This window comes from Peptoniphilus sp. GNH (assembly GCA_021307325.1).
Taxonomy (GTDB): Bacteria; Bacillota; Clostridia; order Tissierellales; family Peptoniphilaceae; genus KA00134.
The window spans coordinates 886,376-905,323 of record CP089931.1; the positions used below are offsets into that span (position 1 = coordinate 886,376).

Annotated in this window: 18 protein-coding genes; 1 reads left to right on the forward strand and 17 read right to left on the reverse strand. The window is 35.3% G+C overall.

What is annotated here, in order from left to right; all coding sequences use genetic code 11:
- Positions 1–91: 91 nt before the first annotated feature.
- Complete coding sequence (locus LV469_04385; GenBank protein UHR03531.1) at positions 92–469, reverse strand: ATP-binding protein; 378 nt, start codon at positions 467–469, stop codon at positions 92–94.
- Between the two features lie 202 nt (positions 470–671).
- On the opposite strand from LV469_04385, the gene LV469_04390 reads away from it, so the two are divergent.
- Entirely contained in the window at positions 672–833 is a 162-nt protein-coding gene (locus LV469_04390) for a rubredoxin (GenBank protein UHR03532.1), read from the forward strand.
- A 150-nt stretch (positions 834–983) separates the two neighbouring features.
- Here LV469_04390 and LV469_04395 read toward each other — a convergent pair whose 3' ends face one another.
- The 16 genes from LV469_04395 to LV469_04470 all read right to left on the reverse strand — a co-directional run bounded on the left by LV469_04395 (position 984) and on the right by LV469_04470 (position 18,919).
- Positions 984–1,829, reverse strand: coding sequence for a MerR family transcriptional regulator (locus LV469_04395; GenBank protein ID UHR03533.1), 846 nt, complete (start codon positions 1,827–1,829; stop codon positions 984–986).
- A gap of 965 nt (positions 1,830–2,794) precedes the next feature.
- Positions 2,795–4,006: an aminotransferase class I/II-fold pyridoxal phosphate-dependent enzyme gene (locus tag LV469_04400; protein ID UHR03534.1), complete on the reverse strand. Its 1,212-nt coding sequence runs from the start codon at positions 4,004–4,006 to the stop codon at positions 2,795–2,797.
- Positions 4,007–4,124: 118 nt separating this feature from the next.
- On the reverse strand, positions 4,125–4,811 hold the full coding sequence (locus LV469_04405) for a V-type ATP synthase subunit D (GenBank protein UHR03535.1): 687 nt from the start codon (positions 4,809–4,811) through the stop codon (positions 4,125–4,127).
- A 2-nt stretch (positions 4,812–4,813) separates the two neighbouring features.
- Positions 4,814–6,217, reverse strand: a complete 1,404-nt coding sequence (locus tag LV469_04410; GenBank protein ID UHR03536.1) for a V-type ATP synthase subunit B — start codon at positions 6,215–6,217, stop codon at positions 4,814–4,816.
- Between the two features lies 1 nt (position 6,218).
- Positions 6,219–7,985, reverse strand: a complete 1,767-nt coding sequence (locus LV469_04415) for a V-type ATP synthase subunit A (protein UHR03537.1) — start codon at positions 7,983–7,985, stop codon at positions 6,219–6,221.
- Positions 7,986–7,999: 14 nt separating this feature from the next.
- Entirely contained in the window at positions 8,000–8,308 is a 309-nt protein-coding gene (locus LV469_04420) for a V-type ATP synthase subunit F (protein UHR03538.1), read from the reverse strand.
- Entirely contained in the window at positions 8,301–9,302 is a 1,002-nt protein-coding gene (locus LV469_04425) for a V-type ATP synthase subunit C (GenBank protein ID UHR03539.1), read from the reverse strand. The genes LV469_04420 and LV469_04425 overlap by 8 nt, the downstream gene beginning before the upstream one ends.
- Positions 9,303–9,313: 11 nt before the next feature.
- Positions 9,314–9,868 carry a V-type ATP synthase subunit E gene (locus tag LV469_04430; GenBank protein UHR03540.1) on the reverse strand — a complete coding sequence of 185 codons (555 nt, stop codon included), beginning with the start codon at positions 9,866–9,868 and terminating at the stop codon, positions 9,314–9,316.
- Between the two features lie 18 nt (positions 9,869–9,886).
- Positions 9,887–10,354 (reverse strand): V-type ATP synthase subunit K, encoded by a 468-nt coding sequence (locus LV469_04435; GenBank protein UHR03541.1) that lies wholly within the window; start codon positions 10,352–10,354, stop codon positions 9,887–9,889.
- Position 10,355: 1 nt separating this feature from the next.
- Complete coding sequence (locus LV469_04440; protein ID UHR03542.1) at positions 10,356–12,302, reverse strand: V-type ATP synthase subunit I; 1,947 nt, start codon at positions 12,300–12,302, stop codon at positions 10,356–10,358.
- Entirely contained in the window at positions 12,293–12,616 is a 324-nt protein-coding gene (locus LV469_04445; protein ID UHR03543.1) for a hypothetical protein, read from the reverse strand. The genes LV469_04440 and LV469_04445 overlap by 10 nt, the downstream gene beginning before the upstream one ends.
- A gap of 311 nt (positions 12,617–12,927) precedes the next feature.
- Positions 12,928–13,125, reverse strand: a complete 198-nt coding sequence (locus tag LV469_04450; protein ID UHR03544.1) for a hypothetical protein — start codon at positions 13,123–13,125, stop codon at positions 12,928–12,930.
- A 169-nt stretch (positions 13,126–13,294) separates the two neighbouring features.
- Positions 13,295–14,872, reverse strand: coding sequence for an S-layer homology domain-containing protein (locus LV469_04455; GenBank protein UHR03545.1), 1,578 nt, complete (start codon positions 14,870–14,872; stop codon positions 13,295–13,297).
- Between the two features lie 136 nt (positions 14,873–15,008).
- Positions 15,009–16,346, reverse strand: a complete 1,338-nt coding sequence (locus LV469_04460) for an NCS2 family permease (GenBank protein UHR03546.1) — start codon at positions 16,344–16,346, stop codon at positions 15,009–15,011.
- A 270-nt stretch (positions 16,347–16,616) separates the two neighbouring features.
- Positions 16,617–17,768: an alanine racemase gene (gene alr / locus LV469_04465; GenBank protein ID UHR03547.1), complete on the reverse strand. Its 1,152-nt coding sequence runs from the start codon at positions 17,766–17,768 to the stop codon at positions 16,617–16,619.
- A 65-nt stretch (positions 17,769–17,833) separates the two neighbouring features.
- Positions 17,834–18,919, reverse strand: a complete 1,086-nt coding sequence (locus tag LV469_04470) for an LCP family protein (GenBank protein UHR03548.1) — start codon at positions 18,917–18,919, stop codon at positions 17,834–17,836.
- Between the last annotated feature and the right edge of the window lie 29 nt (positions 18,920–18,948).

Genomic DNA, 18,948 nt, shown 5'->3' on the forward strand with positions numbered 1-18,948 from the left:
TTTTATAACTTTTAGATTATATCACTAAATAAAGTATAGTGGAATTAAATACACAAAAAAACAGTCCCTTTATCTAAAAAAAATGGACTGTTTACAAGATTTTTAAAACTGTAATCTGGTTGCCCTCTATTAATAATTTATCAGTTAAGGCCTCCACAATCAAGAGTCCTCTGCCATTACATCGCAATTCTCTTGGATCTTTGCAATTTCTATTGACGCCCTCTCCCTCATCGCTTACCTTAATAAAAATACTCTTGCCATCAAAGCAAATTGAGAGCTTGACATACTTGTCTAGGCACTCGCCATTGCCATGGATAATCCCATTTACGAGCAGCTCATTTAAAATCACCTTAAAATCAAAAAGAGTCGCATCATCCTTTATGTAAGGCCTTATGCTTTCAATAGCCCTTTGTACAAATCCCTTTATGTATGCTATATTGCTATTTAGACTTTCGCAAAAACAAATCATATAATAAACCCCGTTATTCCATATCTCTATAATGAATCAATACCCAATAAATTAAAATAAATAACACCTAGACCACTAAAATTCAATATTATAAGAGTTTTTAACATATAAAATTAATATAGATTCAAAGTTGATGTTTCTCTCTTTACTTTTCGGGTATAATCAATTAAGATGAAACAAATATAGAAAGGGGAAATTTATAATGAAGAAATATGAATGTCAAGTATGTGGATACATCTATGATCCTGCCGTAGGAGATGAAGACGGCGGAATCGATGCAGGTACAGCATTTGAAAACCTTCCTGCAGATTGGGTTTGCCCACTTTGCGGAGCTTCAAAAGAAGATTTTGAACCAGCAGAATAATCTATCAAAAGCTATCAAATCGGGGATTTTATAAAATTCCTCGATAGATTTTGACAAAAACAAAAAGCTATGAGTTTTACTGCTCATAGCTTTTTTTAATCTTCACAGCTTTAACTTTTAGTCAATTTATACACTCTTATAGGTTACTCTTTAAAACTTGTGCTTTAAATATTTTTCATTGGCCCTTAATAATTTTTCATAATACTCATTATAGCTCTTGCTAAAGGCTCTAATAAGAGGGATGGCATTCTCATAATACTTATTTTCTTCCATGAAGGCCTTAAGCTTATCCTTAATCTTTTTCATCTCGCTATTTTTATATGCATCACTATTTTGGTAGGACTCATATCTTGCTAGTATTTCTTTATTTTCTTCAAGCCATTTATCCGCATTTTCAATTGCCCTATTTTTGCTTTCGACCAAATTATTTAAGGCCTTCATATCAAAACTAAGACTCACCTTTTCAATATAATCCTTCTCATCTTTGCTCAAATTAAATTCAGGAAGATTATCCAAAAATCTTATATATTCTTCGAATGCCATTTTATTTTTACTATCTAAAATCTCACTTAAAAAAGGTCTATAAGATGCAAATATAAGCTGGCCCAAATACCCGGGCCAAACTCTTACCAATTTTTCATACAGAGTTTCTTGCGCCTCAATCTCAGCAATATCTTTTTTGACAACTTCTTCTTTTTCTCCATTCAATATAAGGCTTAGCACATTTTTTCTCTTTTCATCAATATAAAGCTCATTCTCTTTTTGTCTTATAACTGTGGACAAGCTCTTATAATCTGATAGGCATTTTTCTATTTCAGCTATACTCATGCCCAAGGTCCTAAAGGTTGATATTTTTATTAGTAATTCTAGATCGTCTTTATTGTAGTTTCTATAACCATTTTCAAGCTTTTTAGGATGTATAAGCCCCTTTTCTTCATAATATTCTATTGCCTTTCTGCTTAAACCCGTCTTTTCTTGAATTTCATTTCTTAGCATATTTCCACCTTCTTTATTAGAATATACAAAAGTCCCCAAGGTTCAGGTCAAGTAGATATTTAAAAATTAGCACTTTTTATAATTTTAATATTATTATGTTTGTTTTACCCTGCGAATAACTCTTTGTTATTTTTTATAACTTTCTGCAAAATCATATTATTAGAGTTTTAAGGTCCTTAAATTTCTTCTTAATAGTAAACTATGAAGATAATTTTTTAATAATGATTAATAATAGGATAATTTGAATAATTATCAATATAATTTTTATCATATTTACAAATGAAGGATAAAATGTTATTATAAAGCTAGTAACAAGCTAATTGCTCGTCACTAACTTTATAATTTGTACTATCAAATCAATTATTTTTATAATTAATTCGATAATCGCAGTAATCAAGACTAACTTTGCAATGGCGTAGTCTTGATTTTTTTATTCTTCATTTTTTCACCTCCTTTTTTTAATTTGTAATCACACTTTTAGTGATTTATACATATTTTTTACATTTTTTTATCTTCGCTTGTATTGGTGTCTATACTACTATAAATAACAGGGTCTTAAAAAATATGGACATTAATAGCATATTTGACAAAAGATTTAAAAATTTGAAATTTCAAAGTTTTTCAATGTAAGTGTTGGTTATCTGCTCGCAGAAGCCGATTTTTAAAAAATCAATTTATAATTTTCACAAAATGAAAAAAGTGGTTAAATCATACATGATCTACAAAGAATTTTTGAGAATGTAAAAGAGCAAAAGTATCACGTATGTTCATCAAGAAAATTTTTGTATTATTTGATTTACCTAAAATTCACTTCTTACATTTTTGACGGATATAGAACAAGTAACGTTGAAATTAAGCCGTCCTGCGTTAAATAATATTCTTGAAGTCAAATAAGACCAGTTAAGATGTGAATATTTTCCGATCTTTATTTATTAATTTATTTTAAATTTTAATAAACATGGCTTCTACTCTGTAAAGACATAGGTCTTCATCCTCTTAAAGGCTTCTTTTACCATTGCAAGTGGCAGGGCTAGATTAATTCTTATGTGACTTTTACCATGAAAACTTCTACCATCTTGCCAAGCTATTCCAACATCCCAGCCAGCCTTTATTATTTCATCCATGCTTTTGTGCTTTTCGCGGCAATATTTGTCACAATCAATAAACAGCATATAGGTGCCTTGAGGTTTTGAATAAGTTACTCCTTTGAAGTTGTCGTCTATAAACTTGCAGGCATAGTCCACGTTGTTTTTTATGGTCTTTTTCATCTCTTCTACCCACTCACGACCGCTTTCATTATAGGCTCCGATTAGGGCGTACATAGACAAAAGATTGATTTGGTTGTAGTTGGAAAGAGATGACTCTTTTTCTATTCTCTGTCTTATATAATCGTTATAGATCACATGATATGATCCTACAAGACCTGCCAGATTAAAAGTTTTTGATGGTGCATATAAGGCGACAGTTCTTTGTTTTGAATCTTCTGAAACTGATTGACTTGTAATGTGTTCATTTGGACCGATTATTATATCAGACCAAATTTCATCAGAAACTACATATACATCATGCTTTTTATAAATTTCCATAGCCCTTTCTATCTCTTCTCTTTCCCAGACTCTTCCAGTGGGATTGTGGGGACTGCAAAATATGGCCGCATGGATTTTATGATTTTCCAGTTTCTTTTCCATATCTTCGAAATCCATTCTGTAAATATTATTTTCATCAAGCACAAGTGGAGAATGAATGATTTCATAGCCGTTGTTCTCCAAGGCTCTAGTAAATCCCACATAGGTTGGGCTATGAACTAAGACCTTATCTCCTCTAGAACAAAAGACATTCATAGCAGAAATAAGTCCTCCAAGTACTCCATTTTCATATCCTATATGTTTAGCTTCAAGGCCTTCAACCTTCTTATACTTCTCATGCCATTTTATAATTGCATCAAAATATTCCTTGCGTGGAGCAAAGTATCCATATATTGGATGGTCTACCCTCTTTTTTATACTATCTACAACCCCTTGTGCTGTTTTGAAATTCATATCTGCAATCCACATTGGTATGACATCAAATCCAGGTTTTGGCTCTTGTGGTGCTGGTTTTATATCCTTGCCTATGCCATCTATGGCAATAGCATCCAAACCCCTTCTATCTATAATAGATTCAAAATCAAATTTCATTTTATCCTCCTATATGATTTAATCTTATTATATAAGACAGTCTATCCAATTTTTCTTTTAAAATCAATTTTAGAAATGGCTTAAATATTAAAAGGACCGCCAAAAGGCAGTCCTTTTTTTAGACCATAAGATCTTCAGCTTTCGCTTCTCTTTTTGGTTCTTTGGTCTTTTCTTTTGAAATTATATCTTTTACCTTCATAAGCCTTGTAATGGTGGCTCTATCATTTTCATCAAGTTTTTGGCGTATATATTTTATAGTTTCTTCCAAATCGGGTATCGTCTTGTACTCTAGAGCATTTACCCTTCTTCTGGTCTTTTCTATTTCATCTGCCATCAACTGAGATGCTTTTTCCATCTGAGCTAGCTTTAATAAATCCTCTGTAACTTCTTGCAACTTAGAAATTGCATCATCAAGATCTGAGGTTGTATTAGCATAACCATAAGGAAAGATGGAGCCCGATTCTGAAATTTTTTCTGTATGGAATTTCATTTCAGGAATCATAACACTCATGACATTTTTTACATCTATATCCAGCAAAGTCTTTTGAGTAGGAAGTGCAACCGCCTCTTCCATCACCTCTGGACTCATAATAGCTGCTGCCAGAAAGAAATCGTGAAAAGATTCTGTAAGAGCCGCTTCGACCCTCTCTCTTAAAATTTTGTTTTCCTTTATAGATTCAATAAATCTCCTCATGAGTTCATCTTGCTTATCCTTTAAAAGTTTATGACCTCTTGTAGAGGTGGCAAGCCTAGAGCGCAAGGCATGAAGATTCATCCTAGTTGGCGTCACATTGAGCCTTGCCATTTTTAATCAGCTCCTTGCTCTTCTTCTTTTTCAGTTTTTGATGGTAAATATTTTTCTATATACTTATCCTTGATTCTCTTTAGCTCTGTCTTCGGTAAGATGCTAAGAAGTTCCCAACCCAAATTCAAGGTATCTTCAATTGACCTATTAGTGTAGTATCCTTGGTCTACATATTTTGCTTCAAATTCATCTGAGAATTTTGCAAAAGCCTTGTCGGCATCTGAAAGAGCACTTTCTCCAAGGATTACTGAAAGCTCTTTGGCCTCCTTACCAGCCGTATAACCTGCATATATTTGGTTCATGGTATCAGCATGGTCTTCTCTTGTCTTGCCTTCGCCAATCCCCTTATCCTTTAATCTAGATAGGGATGGGATTGCATTTATAGGTGGCTGAATCCCTTGCTTATAGAGTTCACGAGAAAGTATAATTTGTCCTTCTGTAATGTATCCTGTCAAGTCAGGAATTGGGTGAGTGATATCATCTTCTGGCATTGTCAAAATAGGTATTTGAGTAATAGAACCTCCCCTTCCCTTCACACGACCAGCTCTTTCATATATGCCTGCCAAGTCTGTGTAAAGATATCCTGGATAACCACGACGACCAGGCACTTCTTTACGAGCCGCTGACACTTCCCTAAGGGCCTCGGCGTAGTTTGTCATGTCTGTCAAAATTACTAGAACATGCATACCTAAATCAAAAGCCAAATATTCGGCACAAGTTAGTGCCATCTTTGGAGTTGCTAGTCTTTCAATAGCTGGGTCATCAGCCAAGTTCATAAATAGCACTGCCCTATCTATGGCTCCTGTCTTTGTAAAGTCGTCAATAAAGAATTGAGCTTCTTCGAAAGTGATACCCATAGCTGCAAATACTACTGCAAATTTGTCTCCCTTTCCCAAAACTCTGGCTTGTCTTGCAATTTGCGCAGCTACTTCATTGTGAGGTAGACCAGATCCAGAAAATATAGGAAGTTTTTGTCCTCTTACTAGAGTGTTTAGTCCATCTATTGTCGATATTCCTGTTTGAATAAATTCTGAAGGATAGTCTCTGGATACAGGGTTTATAGGTGTTCCGTTTATATCTAGTTTCTTTTCAGGCATGATTCTAGGACCATCATCAATCGGATTTCCAAGACCGTCAAAAACTCTGCCGATCATATCGCCCGATACTCCAAGTTCCAAGGGTCTACCTAAGAATCTCACACTTGTTTGTTTGAGGTTGATACCAGCTGAGCCTTCAAAAATTTGAACCATGGCCTTGGAGCCTTCAATTTCTATTACACGGCCTCTTCTCTTTTCACCGTTTTGAAGTTGTATATCTACGAGTTCTTCATAGGTTACCCCTTCGACACCTTCTACTATCATTAGAGGTCCTACAACTTCTGTGACGGATTTATATTCCTTTAACATTTTATAGTCCCTCCTTTATTTCTAAATTTTCAAAACTACTTACAAGCTCTTCGTAATTTTTATCAAGTTCTTGCAAATTATCTTCAGCCACATTCTTTGCTCTTGCAATTTTTTCTCTAATTGGGTGTTTTTCCAATTCGCTTATATAAATGCCCCTCTTTAAGGCCTTTAGTCCTTCTTCATAAAAAGCCAAGATTAGCTTTAACATCTTATATTGCTTTTCAAGTGAACAATAAGTATCTATGTCGTGGAAGGCATTTTGTTGTAGAAAGTCTTCACGAATTGACTTTGTAACTTCAAGTTTTAATTGATCTTGTTCTGATAGAGAATCTCTACCTACAAGTCGTACAATTTCTTGAAGAGATGACTCTTCTTGCAGTAAAGACATGGCTTTTATTCTATTTTTAGAAAAATCCTTTTCTATATGTTCATCTAAGAATTGGTCCATCTTAGTTTGATATAGTGAATAAGAATCTAGCCAGTTTATAGCCGGGAAATGCCTTTGATATGAAAGGTCATAGTCGAGTTTCCAGAAAATCTTTACAATTCTAAGAGTTGATTGAGAAACTGGCTCTGAAATATCTCCTCCTGGAGGAGATACAGCTCCTATAACAGAAAGAGCTCCCTCTCTATCTTCTGATCCTAAACAACTAACCCTACCTGCTCTTTCATAAAAGTCTGCTACACGGCTGGCAAGATAAGCAGGGTAACCTTCATCACCAGGCATTTCTTCCAAACGTCCAGACATTTCTCTTAGTGCCTCTGCCCATCTCGAAGTAGAGTCTGCCATCATAGCAACTGAATAGCCCATATCTCTGTAATATTCAGAGATTGTAATTCCTGTATATATTGATGCTTCACGAGCAGCTACTGGCATATTTGAAGTGTTGGCTATAAGAACAGTCCTTTTCATTATTGATTGACCTGTGTTTGCATCTATAAGCTCTGGAAATTCCATCAATACATCAGTCATTTCATTTCCACGTTCGCCACAGCCTACATAAACTACTATTTGTGCATCAGCCCACTTGGCTAGCTGATGTTGTACAACTGTTTTTCCTGATCCAAAAGGTCCTGGTATAGCAGCTGTACCTCCCTTAGTTATCGGGAAAAATGTATCTATTACTCTTTGACCTGTTACAAGAGGAGTATTAGGATCTATCTTTTTCTTATAGGGTCTACCTCTTCTTACTGGCCACTTTTGAACCATTGTCAGCTCTTTCTTTTCGCCATTTTCTGTTTCCAATACACATACAACATCATCTACTATGAAGTTGCCTTCCTTTATTTCTACAACCTTACCTTCAATTCCATAAGGAACCATGATTTTGTGGTTGATTACTTCAGTCTCTTGGACACTACCTATAACATCTCCAGGGCCTAACTTATCTCCTATCTTAGCTAGAGGTTTAAAATCCCATCTCTTTTCTCTAGAAAGGGGCTTTACTGATGCTCCTCTAGTTAAGAAATCTCCTGTTTTATTTTTAAGTCCTTCAAGCGGTCTTTGGATACCATCAAACATTTGTTCCAAAAGACCGGGTCCAAGTTCAACTGAAAGAGGAAAACCTGTTGTTACAACTTCATCTCCTGGGCCTATACCTGTAGTTTCTTCATAAACTTGGATAGATGCCCTGTCCCCTCTCATCTCAATGATTTCGCCTATAAGCTTATCCTTTGAAACTTCCACAACGTCATAGACATTGGCATTTTCCATGCCTTCTGCCACAACCAGGGGTCCGGATACTTCTATAATTTTTCCAGATTTCAAGTTATTCTCTCCTTTTATAATATATTGGCTCCAACCGCCTTTTCTACGTTCTTATTTATCCTATCCATGCCAATTCCCAAGCTTCCCTTGTTGGAAGGGATCAAAATCACAGCTGGAATTACCATAGAGTCATATCTCTTAATAGTGTCGGGAATCAAAGCTGCCAGTTCTTCTGTAAGAAATATCAAACCATACTTTTCTCTCGCAAGGGAATCCACAGCGATTCTGGCATCTGTTGCATTATAGGCTGTCTTGACATCTAGTCCCAAAGCCTTAAAGGCAAGTACAGAGTCCTTGTCTCCAACTACTGCAATTTTATACATAAGAATCACGCAACCTTTGTCTTATTTTTTCAGAATCCAGTCCACTCAATTTGGACATTAGTATTATTCTAATATTTTTTATTTCGTTTTCTTTTGCCATTACATAGGCAAAAATCACCTCAGGCCCATAAGTTACCTTCTTGGCCTCTTTTAGCATATTGACAAAATAATTATCCATACTTTGTTCAAATAGAGATAGGCTCTTGCTATCTTCATAGGACGAAAGTCCAGCCTTCACAGCCCCATAAATTTCAGCTTGTTTGAATAAGGCTGAGTCCTTGTCAAGCTTTTCAATCATGTACTTTCTGAAGTTTTCAACTTCTATAAATCCGCCTTCTATCAAAACCTTCGATATAAATTCCCAGCTGCGTTCTTGTTTTTTGCATCTTAGGAATGTTTTTATATTCGTGAAATCTATCAAGTTCATAGCATAGGATTCGATCATCGGCATTTCCGATTTTCTAGCTAAATATTTCAGATTTTCGAAATATTTCTTGTCCATAAATATATCTATGGCTTGAGGGTCCTTCGTTTTCTCATATAGACTTAAAGCATCTTGTAAAATTTCATAATACTTTTCCACATCTTGAGATGGCTTTTTGTCAACTACTGCCTCTCTTAGCTTGGGTATATTTACATCTCCAATTGCCACATAAACAGAATCCAAAGTCTTTTTTAGAATAATTTCCTTTGCCAAGACTTTTAGATTGTGATAATTATAGATTAAAGCAGCTATTTCAACTGGGTCCTTGTGAGGACTCAGACCGTACGCTTCTTTATATATGGCATCTTGAGCTTCTTTTAATGCTAATTCATAGTCTTCTGGTCTTGAAAGTTTTTGTACAAAAGTTTGATAATATGAATCCTGTAAAAATCTTATTGCTTCAGCCAAATCTCTTGACTCAATTAATCTATTATAGAAAGGCTTGTCCAGGAGTTTTTTTTCTAAAACTCTGACAGTGGCGCTAGACTGGATATAATCGTTTCTATCCACGACTCTACCTCCTATCTTCCAAATAGCCCAGAGACTATTTCTCTTTCCAAACTCTCTCTTATAGATTCTACAAAATTATCAAATTCGAAGTTATAAAGCAATTTGTCATCTGAAAGGCTAAATCCGCTAGATGGATGCTTTTCTGAAATTTCATATCCCAAATTTTCTTTTTTTACAAGTTCAACCTTGTCTTTGGGAAGATTTAGAACTGCCTTATCACTTATTTCAAGATTTTTTAATTGTTTCTTTAAAAATTCCAAATAAGAAGTGTCATCCAGATTTTTAAGACCTGATTTGATTTTTTCTATTGCTTCGTTTACAATCTCTTCTTTTTTTTGTAGAACTTGGTCTCTGGCTCTTAGCTTGGCCGATTCCATAATCTTGCCTTCAAGAGCCTCAGCTTCAGCTTGTGCTTTTTGGATAATCTTTTCAGCTTGATTTTTAGCTTCTGTTGTTTTCGCCTCAAGGATGGATTCTTTTTTCGCCTTGGCTTCAGAAAGAACCTTTTCGCTTTCTTCCTTGGCCCTTTGCAAAATTTTTTCTCCGATCTTGTCTAAATTTGACACGTCATCACATCCTTAAACTTAAACTCTAGTCATTAGTAAGAATGAAATTGCAAATGCTAAAATCGCATACATCTCAACCATTACCGCATAGATTATGCCTTTTGCTTGTTGAGGTTCGTTCTTAGCAAGAATATTAATACCTGATATTGAAACCATACCTTGAGCTAGAGCTGAACAATATCCTACTATTCCTACAGGAAGAGCAGCTGCTATATACATAAGACCACTTGTAAGGGTCATTTCTGGGCTTAGTCTAAATAGAATAAGAATACCTATTACGAATCCATAAAGACCTTGAGTACCTGGAAGAAGTTGAAGTACAAGAGATTTACCGAATTTTTCCGGTTCTTCTATGATTACTCCTGATGCTGCTTCCCCTGCTTTTCCTACAGCCTTAGCTGAGCCAACTCCCGAAATCAATACCGCTAATGCTACCGCTAAAGAACCTAATACAATTCCTCCATGTTGTGTAATTAAATCTAACATTTTAATCCTCCTTGATATTATAGTATTTTGAATCTGCAATCATATTTCTAAATGGCACTCCGCCACCTTCATAAAATTTATTAAACATTTCTACATAAGTCAGCCTTGCAGTATGCACATAGGCTGAAAGATAGGATAAGAAGGCGTTGAAAAGTTGGAAAATCACAAAGATTATAATTCCACCTATAATGCCCACAATCCCTGCTCCAAAGAGCATCTTCACAATCAAATTGACTGCGACAGCTATAAAAGCTCCAGCAAGTGCCAGGGCCATAAGTCTTAAATAGGATACAAAATCTCCTATATAAGAAGTGATTCCATAAGCTGAATAAATTCCCCAGCCTATTTTGCCAGCAATGGATGGCTCTGTTCTACCACCGGTAAGAACAATTCCAATCATGCCAAGTATAAATGACCACTTTCCTATGTTTGCTATGCTCTCATTTGGCTTTAAGGCCATAAAAGCAATCCAAACAATTACACCCAAGACAGCCATATACCAAAACAAAACATCAAAAATTGCATCTTGGGGATGCCCATCCCTTATTGCTATATAAGCCTTTATGGCAAGCCCGAAGAAAAGATGCACTCCTCCAAGTCCTAGGGAAAGAGCAATCATTTCAACATATTGCGTTGCCGGATCCAAGAGCTTAAAAGGCAGGCTAAATCCAAAAAATGATCCAAACACAAGTCCCCACAAGATTGTTGAGATTGATAAGTAGTTTAAAAACTTGACCATACCCCTTTGGGCCGGTTTAAGTCTAAATGCAACAAGACCTATCAAGGTCGCGATAAAGACTAAAAGTCCATAGCCCGCATCGCCAACCATAATCCCTGCAAAAATCCAATAAAATGGAGCAAAAAGTGGTGTCGGGTCAACTTCGTTATACCTGGGCAGGGAATACATTTTTGTCAAATTCTCAAATGCTCCTGCGAATGGGCCGTTTTTCAAAATAATGGGAACTTTCTCATCGTCTCGAGAAGCCGGCTCAATTGTCAAATAGTAGTCGTCGCCAACCACATCCCTTATTAATTTTTCAAAGTCTTTAGCCCTATTTGTCGGGACATATCCTTCTATCACATCCAAAGATCTGGTCTTTAAAAACGCATCTTTAGATGCCACTCTCTGTCTTTCATTTTGGTAAAATTCGTATATGAGTCTCAAATCTTCTATCAAATCTTTCTTTGATTTCAATTGATTCTCAATAGAGTCAACATTCTTTTCTAAATCTTTAATTTTGCTTTCTAGTTCTTTTATTTCTTCGCTTACAAGCCGATCAGTCTTTATATCACTACTTGTAAAGGCAAACTTTCTGAAAATCTCATCAAGCTCATCCCTCTTTGATATATCGCTTATTATTGCTAAATAATAATAATTAGAGGACGATGATAATTCAACCAGTTCAATCAAGTCTAGTTCTTTTATCTCACTTATAAAATCTTCAGCAAATCTACTTGATATACTTCCCAGAAAAACATCCACATTCTTAAAAGATTTAATTTCTCCAACACTAAGGCCTAAGTTTGACCAAGGTTTTAAGTCTGAAATCCTGCCTTTTAAGTTTTGGATTTCCTGAGCGTAAGAAATCCTCTTTTCGTCTAATCGTTTTAAGAAATCGTATTCCTTGTCAAAATTAAAAGACCTTCCGAAAGCCCTCAACTCATCAAGGGTGTAAGTTTTTTGTACTTGCCTTAAAGCTTCAAGACCTGATGCTTTTTCTTCGTAGGCTTCTAAAATATCTAATGAATACTTGATTTTAGCAATCTTTTCATCTATTTCATAGACGTCTTTTTCAGAGGAAATAGTATCTAAATCATCGTATTTCTCATTCTCCTTGCTCAAATCATTGAAATGAACATAGTTGAACTTTTGAAATTTTTCAAGTAGAGATTCACGCTGATCATCGAAAGAAAATAAGTTGAACTTACTCATTTTAACTATTGCCATTTTTCTTTCACAATCCTTTTTACAAGCGCATCAGCCAAAGATGCAACCTTGTCACTTGCCTCTTGGGCATAGACCATGTTGTCTTTTTTGGCTTTTGCCAGTATCGGTTCTGCGCTCTTTTGCGCCTTTTCCTTAGCCTTGGTCAAAATTTCTTCCGCCTTTTTATTAGCATCTGAAATTTCAGCATCTAAAAGCTTAGCAGCTTCGACCTCGGCATTTTTGATAAGATCTGTAGCTTCATCATTAGCTTTTTTTATAATCAAGCTAGCCTCATCTTCAAAAGATTTTACAGTCTTAATTACATCAACCGACACACTCTCACCTCCTGTATAAAATTAAGTGTAAATACATTCCACTAGTTGAATTATAACACGTATCTTATCCCATTTCTTTAAATTAAAAAAATAACGTATAAATTTAAATTATGACAAAATTTCTATGTTTATTATAGGAATAAATTGATAACAATTACCAAGATAACTATTTTATAAAATATAATAGTTTTATTTCTAACTATTCTTTTCTGATTTCCTTGTATCCTCTTCTAGCAAGCTATAATATTTTTCTATGCAGTTGGTCACCTTTAAAAATACGAGAGAAAATTCATGTTTGTCTGTTATTCCCCTTACATCAAAACTTGAAAGAGCCTCATCTTTTTTACCATGCTAAGGTAACCAAAAGAAATTTCTGCTTCACTTTTTTCAAGCCTTCCCTCTACGATTAAAAAGTCTAGCTCAGCTTGTCTTAACTTTGTAAGAAGGCTCTCGGTATTGTCTATGTCGATGGTAAAAGTCTTGTTTTCGTCTTTTATAAGTTTTTCCAACTTATATATGGCATATTGACCAAGCGTCTTTGTAAGGCCTATTTTTATGTGAAATTGTTGCAGTGGGTGTCGAATATTTTATGGGTCTTGTTTAAAATTTTCTATTAAAAAAGAGATGTTGGATAAATAAAATCCTAAACATCTCTTTTTTTATGAATTTCTGATCGGATTAATTTCCCGTTCCTTCGAGGATATTGTAGTAGTACCACTGACTGTTTTCTACGTCCTTAAAAGGATTTTTAGAAAAAGCATCTATAAAGTCCTTATTGGGTTTTCTATCTAAGACCTTTATAAGAACAGTTATGGCTTCAGCTCTTGTAATTTCTTTTTCAGGGAAAAATTTATTGTTTCCCCTTCCAGACATAAATCCCTTAGATGTCATAGCACTTATAGGTGCCTTATACCAAACATCACCAACATCTGCAAACAAAGGCTCTTGCCTATATCCCATTTGCATATCTAAGTCCAATTGAAGATATCTAGATATTATAGTGGCAAACTCTGCCCTGCTAATCTTCTTGTCTGGTTTAAAGCTTCCATCCTTATATCCCGATATATAGGATTTCTTTTCCATGTATCCAACAGCATCAGCATACCAAGCATCCTGCTTGACATCCTTAAAAGAAGAAAATTCCCCAACTGCATCTTTTAGTAAATCAATTCTTGAAATTATAACAGCGGCTTGCGCCCTTGTAAGGGCAGCTCCTGGTGCAAATTTATCATCAGAAATCCCCTTCATTATTGGGAAGCGCACAGCCTTTTGTGCTTGATCAATTTCATTAACCGCCTTTACAATCTCTTCATTTTTAACATCAGATTTGACCTGCATATATTGGCCATAAGCAAGAGCTGCCATCAATCTAGCCGCATTCTCCTTGCTGCTTTTAGACACATCAATATTTCTTGCATAATTTATATAGAGATTTAGCTTGTTCATATCCGCATTTTCAAGTGCCGGGTTCTTGTCGCCTTTTTCTACTTTATTTACCTTATTGCTATCTTCGCCTTGACCCTTGGATTTCACAGTAAGATTTACCGTCGCAGATCTAAACTCGCCATTTTCCAAATAATTTACCTCTACATCTAGACTTGCATTTAGCTTTATGTCTTTAAGAGGTATAGAAAAATTCCCCTTGTCATCAGCAAGACCTGTTGCTATTGCCTTGTCATTAATTCTTACAATGATGTCTGCTCCTTGTTTGGTCTTACCAGTTAAAACCTTGTCTCCGTAGTAAAAAGGATTTAATTTAAGCCCCGAATCCAAGGCCTTGGTAGAAGATTTAACATCTCTTTGTCCACTAGTTTCCTTGCCGGTCTTATCAATACTTGTAAGCACAAAAGAATTTTTGAAATCCGGCTTGTCTTGATCTTGTCTTGCAAAAGTTATAACTTCTACATTTGCCTCATTAGACAAGAGTTTGCCAGTATCAGAAACAACTATGGATACTATATCCCTCTGCACAGTTTGCAAGTAAGATTTGCTTATATCATAAGCTGGGTCTTGAGTTTTTAAATTGGCAGCATCCAATTTTAAATTTTTATCCATCATAAGACTTATGGTGAAGCTTTGATAATTTTCCTTGATGTCCTTTGGCAATTTAATTTTTAAGTTGTAATTGATTTTTTGTCCAGCTTTGACTTTCAAAAGGCTTGGCTGCTCCAAGCTTATATCTATATTGGCATCTGCATATATGTAAGTAGGTATAAACAAGCACAAAGCCAATATCAATCCGATCAATCTTTTCATAAAAATCCTCCTTTTATCTTATTATATACAAAATTTAAAATTTGAAAAGAAAATAGCCTAAATTCCATCATTTTGTGAATAAAATAAAAAATCCACCGGGGTTTAGGCGGCGGATCCAAATAATTTTTAAAGATTTTTAAAATAAAGTTTTTAAAATTGGCCAAAGATCTCTTAATAAGAAAATAGCTGCCAAGACATACATAAGAGCTGATATGTCTTTAAATTTTCCTGTTAGAACTTTTAGTATAACATAAGAAATCATTCCGTATGAGATACCTTCTGCTATTGAATAAGAATAAGGCATCATAAGCATAGTAAGGTAAGCTGGAATAGCTTCTGTGAAGTCATTAAAATCTATATCCTTTATAGGACTCATCATAAAAAGACCTACCATTACAAGAGCTGGTGCTGTCGCTTGTGCAGGAACAATCGAGATGATTGGGAAAAAGAATAGAGCGAGTAGGAAGAAAAATCCCGTTGAAAGAGATGTAAGACCTGTCCTACCTCCATCTGCTACACCCGATGCAGATTCTACGAAAGTTGTTACTGTACTTGTTCCAAGAAGAGATCCAACAGTAGTTCCAACAGCGTCTGCAAAGAGGGCTTGCCCAACTTTTGGAAGCTTTCCATTCTTATCTAAAAGATTTGCCTTGGTAGCAACACCAGTAAGAGTTCCTACTGTGTCGAAAATATCAACAAAAAGGAAGGTGAACATGATACCAAACATTTCTAAGGATAAAAATTTGTCCCATTGAATTTTAAATGCCACAGGAGCTATGGATGGTGGAAGTGAAAATATTCCATTTTCTGGAAGATGTGCAACTCCTAAAATTAGAGCTAAAATAGTCGATGCGATTATTCCTATTAGTAGTCCACCCTTGACATTTTTGGCTGTTAAATATGCCATTATAAGTAGACCGAAAAAAAATACTAAAGATGGAGCAGTTAAAATATCTCCAAGACTTAAAATAGTGCCGTTTCCAGTTTGGACTATACCAGCTGATGAAAGTCCTATTAAGGCTATAAAAAGACCTATACCAACTGACACTGCCTTTTTAAGACTCAAAGGAATGGCATCAAAAATTGCCTGTCTAACTTTAAATACTGACAAAATTAAAAATATTATACCCTCTAAAAATACAGCACTTAGAGCAAATTCCCAAGGCTTGCCCATACCAAGACATACAGAATAGGTAAAGAAGGCATTAAGCCCCATACCAGGAGCAAGAGCAAAGGGTAGGTTGGCCATAAAAGCCATAAGTATTATTGCAACAACGGATGCCAAAATAGTGGCTGTAAAAACTCCGCCCTTGTCCATGCCTGTTTCTGCTAACATGTTTGGATTGACTATGAGGATATAACTCATCGTCATAAAAGTTGTAAGTCCTGCAACTAGCTCGGTCCTTACAGATGTGTTTCGAGCCTTCAGATCAAAAGTCTTGTCAAGAAAGCTTTCATTAGTCACATTATTCATTATTAACCTCCTGTGATACATAGAGTTTTCCCTTACAAGCCTATTCTACCATAAAGATTTGAGCTTAAAAGTACCTTGAGAAATTTGGAAATGTTTGCAAAAAAATAAAAAGGTTTGCATTTATTTTTTTAATAAAAATCAAAAAAATAATGACCTTGAAAGCAAAAATTCAAGCTCATTATTTAATCTACTTATTATAAAATTAATTTAGAATTTTGTACAAAATTATATATAAAATAACTTACTTTAACATCATTTTTATAATAAAATTTATCTTTGCAAAATATAGTCAATAATCTTTACAACTTTTCCATTTTCTATATAGACCCTTGGCAATCTCTCCGATAGGTGAGTCAGGTACGATGTTGGGATTTCTCCAGCTTTTTCGGCAATTTCTTCTATTGTGATTTTTTCATCGCCCTGTTCTCCTATTATCACAACCTCATCTCCTAGCCTTGCCCCTAGTCCTGTGACATCAACCATCATCTGATCCATACATATTCTTCCTATTTGTCTACATCTCTTACCCTTTATAAGCACATCTATCTTACCAGATAAACTTCTTATGATGCCATCTGCATAACCTATGGGAATGGTTGCAACTTCGGTTTCTTTGTCTGCTACAAACAAGTGGCCATAAGATACTCCTTCTCCTTGTTCTAGAGTTTTTATGAAAGAAATTTCTGATTTTAAGCTGCCTATAAAGCTCAAATTCATATCATCCGCTCTCTTGTCCCCTTCCGGGCTGCCATACAAGATTATTCCAGGTCTTATATAAGAATTTTCCAGCACTCTGTGTCCCATAATAGCGTGGGAATTAGATGAATGAAAAAGCTTAATGTCGCAGTCCATATACCAAAGTTCTTTTTTGAATTTTAAAAGTTTTACATATTGTTCTCTTGTGAAGTCAGGATCACTATCAGACTTTGCAAAATGAGTGAAGATTCCTTCGACTTCTATGTTACAAAGCTTGAAAACTCGTGCCGCTTCTTCATAATTATCTCTAAAGCCTATCCTGCCCATGCCCGTGTCGACAGCAATGTGGCAGATGGCTTTTGTGTTTAACTTTTCAGCTCTACTATTTAAAATCTCCGCCTCTTCGAAAGAAGATACTGTGAAGGTAATTTTTTTTCTTATGCCTTCGTCAACCATATGGCCCCAAGCAGGCCCCAAAATCAAAATTCTGATGTCTTCAAACTTTTTTCTAAGGCTTAGGGCTTCATTCATATTTGCCACAGCAAAAAAATCCACTCCTAGTCCTAATAGCTTCTTGGCTATCATCTCATCGCCAAAATGGTAGGCATTTGATTTTACAATGGCAATTATTTTGCTTCTTTTTTGTGTAACTCTTTCTATTTCTTTTAAATTGTTTTCCAACTTATCCAGATTGACTTCTAAATAAGCAGCTCTGCTGATTTCCATAAATGCTCCTATGTAAAAAAGGGTGATAATCACCCTTTTTCGGTCAAGACCTATAAGTGTTTTTATTAATTGTGTTTTCCCTTTAATCTGTCTTTTGCTTTTTCTTCAATTTGCTCCTTGGTTTGGATTGGATTGGTGCCATCTTGGTCTTTGCCAAGCCTGTAAACTCTAAGTTCTTCTGTTGCGCTAGGAAGCTTCTTTTCTTGTTGGAAAAACTCCCTGTACTTGCTTCTTGCTTTTTCTGTGTCTACAATCCAATAGTCCACACCATCATCTAACTTTTTGCCATAACCATCTATTGTACCAGTGCTTATATTTTCTCTATTTATCCCAAGACCCCAATAGCCCAGATAGGCAATTTGACCATAGTTTAAATCCGTCTTTATGTTTTTGTCAACTATATCCAAAAGTTTTGGAAGGGCAAATATTGTCCTTGGTGACTTCAATCTATCAAATATTGACATTATAAAATCTTGTTGAGCTGATATCCTACCTATATCTGGCACAGGGTAGATATCTCTTATTCTCAAATATTTAACCGCATCCTCGCCGTTTAAAGTTTGCCAGCCCTTTTTAAAATCTATAACAAGAGCAGGTATGACCCAATCATCTCTTTTTTTGTAGTCTCTTGGTATATAAACCTCTATTCCACCTAAACTATCAATCAATTCTTTGATAAAGTTGTAATTTACGATTACATAATGGTCAATCTTACAATCCAAAAATTTCTCCACTGTCTTGGCCGTAAGCTGGACTCCTCCCATGGCATAGGCAGCATTTATTTTTTGAGTCTTGTGTCCTGGTATCGGAACCCTAGAATCTCTTGGTACTGAAAGTATCCTCGCCTTTTTCTCTTTAGGATCTAGAGAACAAAGCATCATTGTATCCGTTCTTCCCTTGTACTTTCCTTCTGGATCGTCTCTTGTTGGAGTAGTATCTTCTCCCAAGAGCAAAATATTTAAAACTTGATTATCCTTAAATACGTCTTTAGTCTGGACCCTTTGAGGCTCCTCCACCTTTTTTTCAGCACTTGGTCTCAATTTTTCTTGGTTAAAATTGCTGCCTTTAGGAAGCACAAATTTTAAAAAGGCCAAGGCCGATGAAAGAATAAGTATAATTAAAATTACAAAAAATCTGATTATTTTCTTCATATAGTCTCCTTGTTCTTTTTATAATAGCA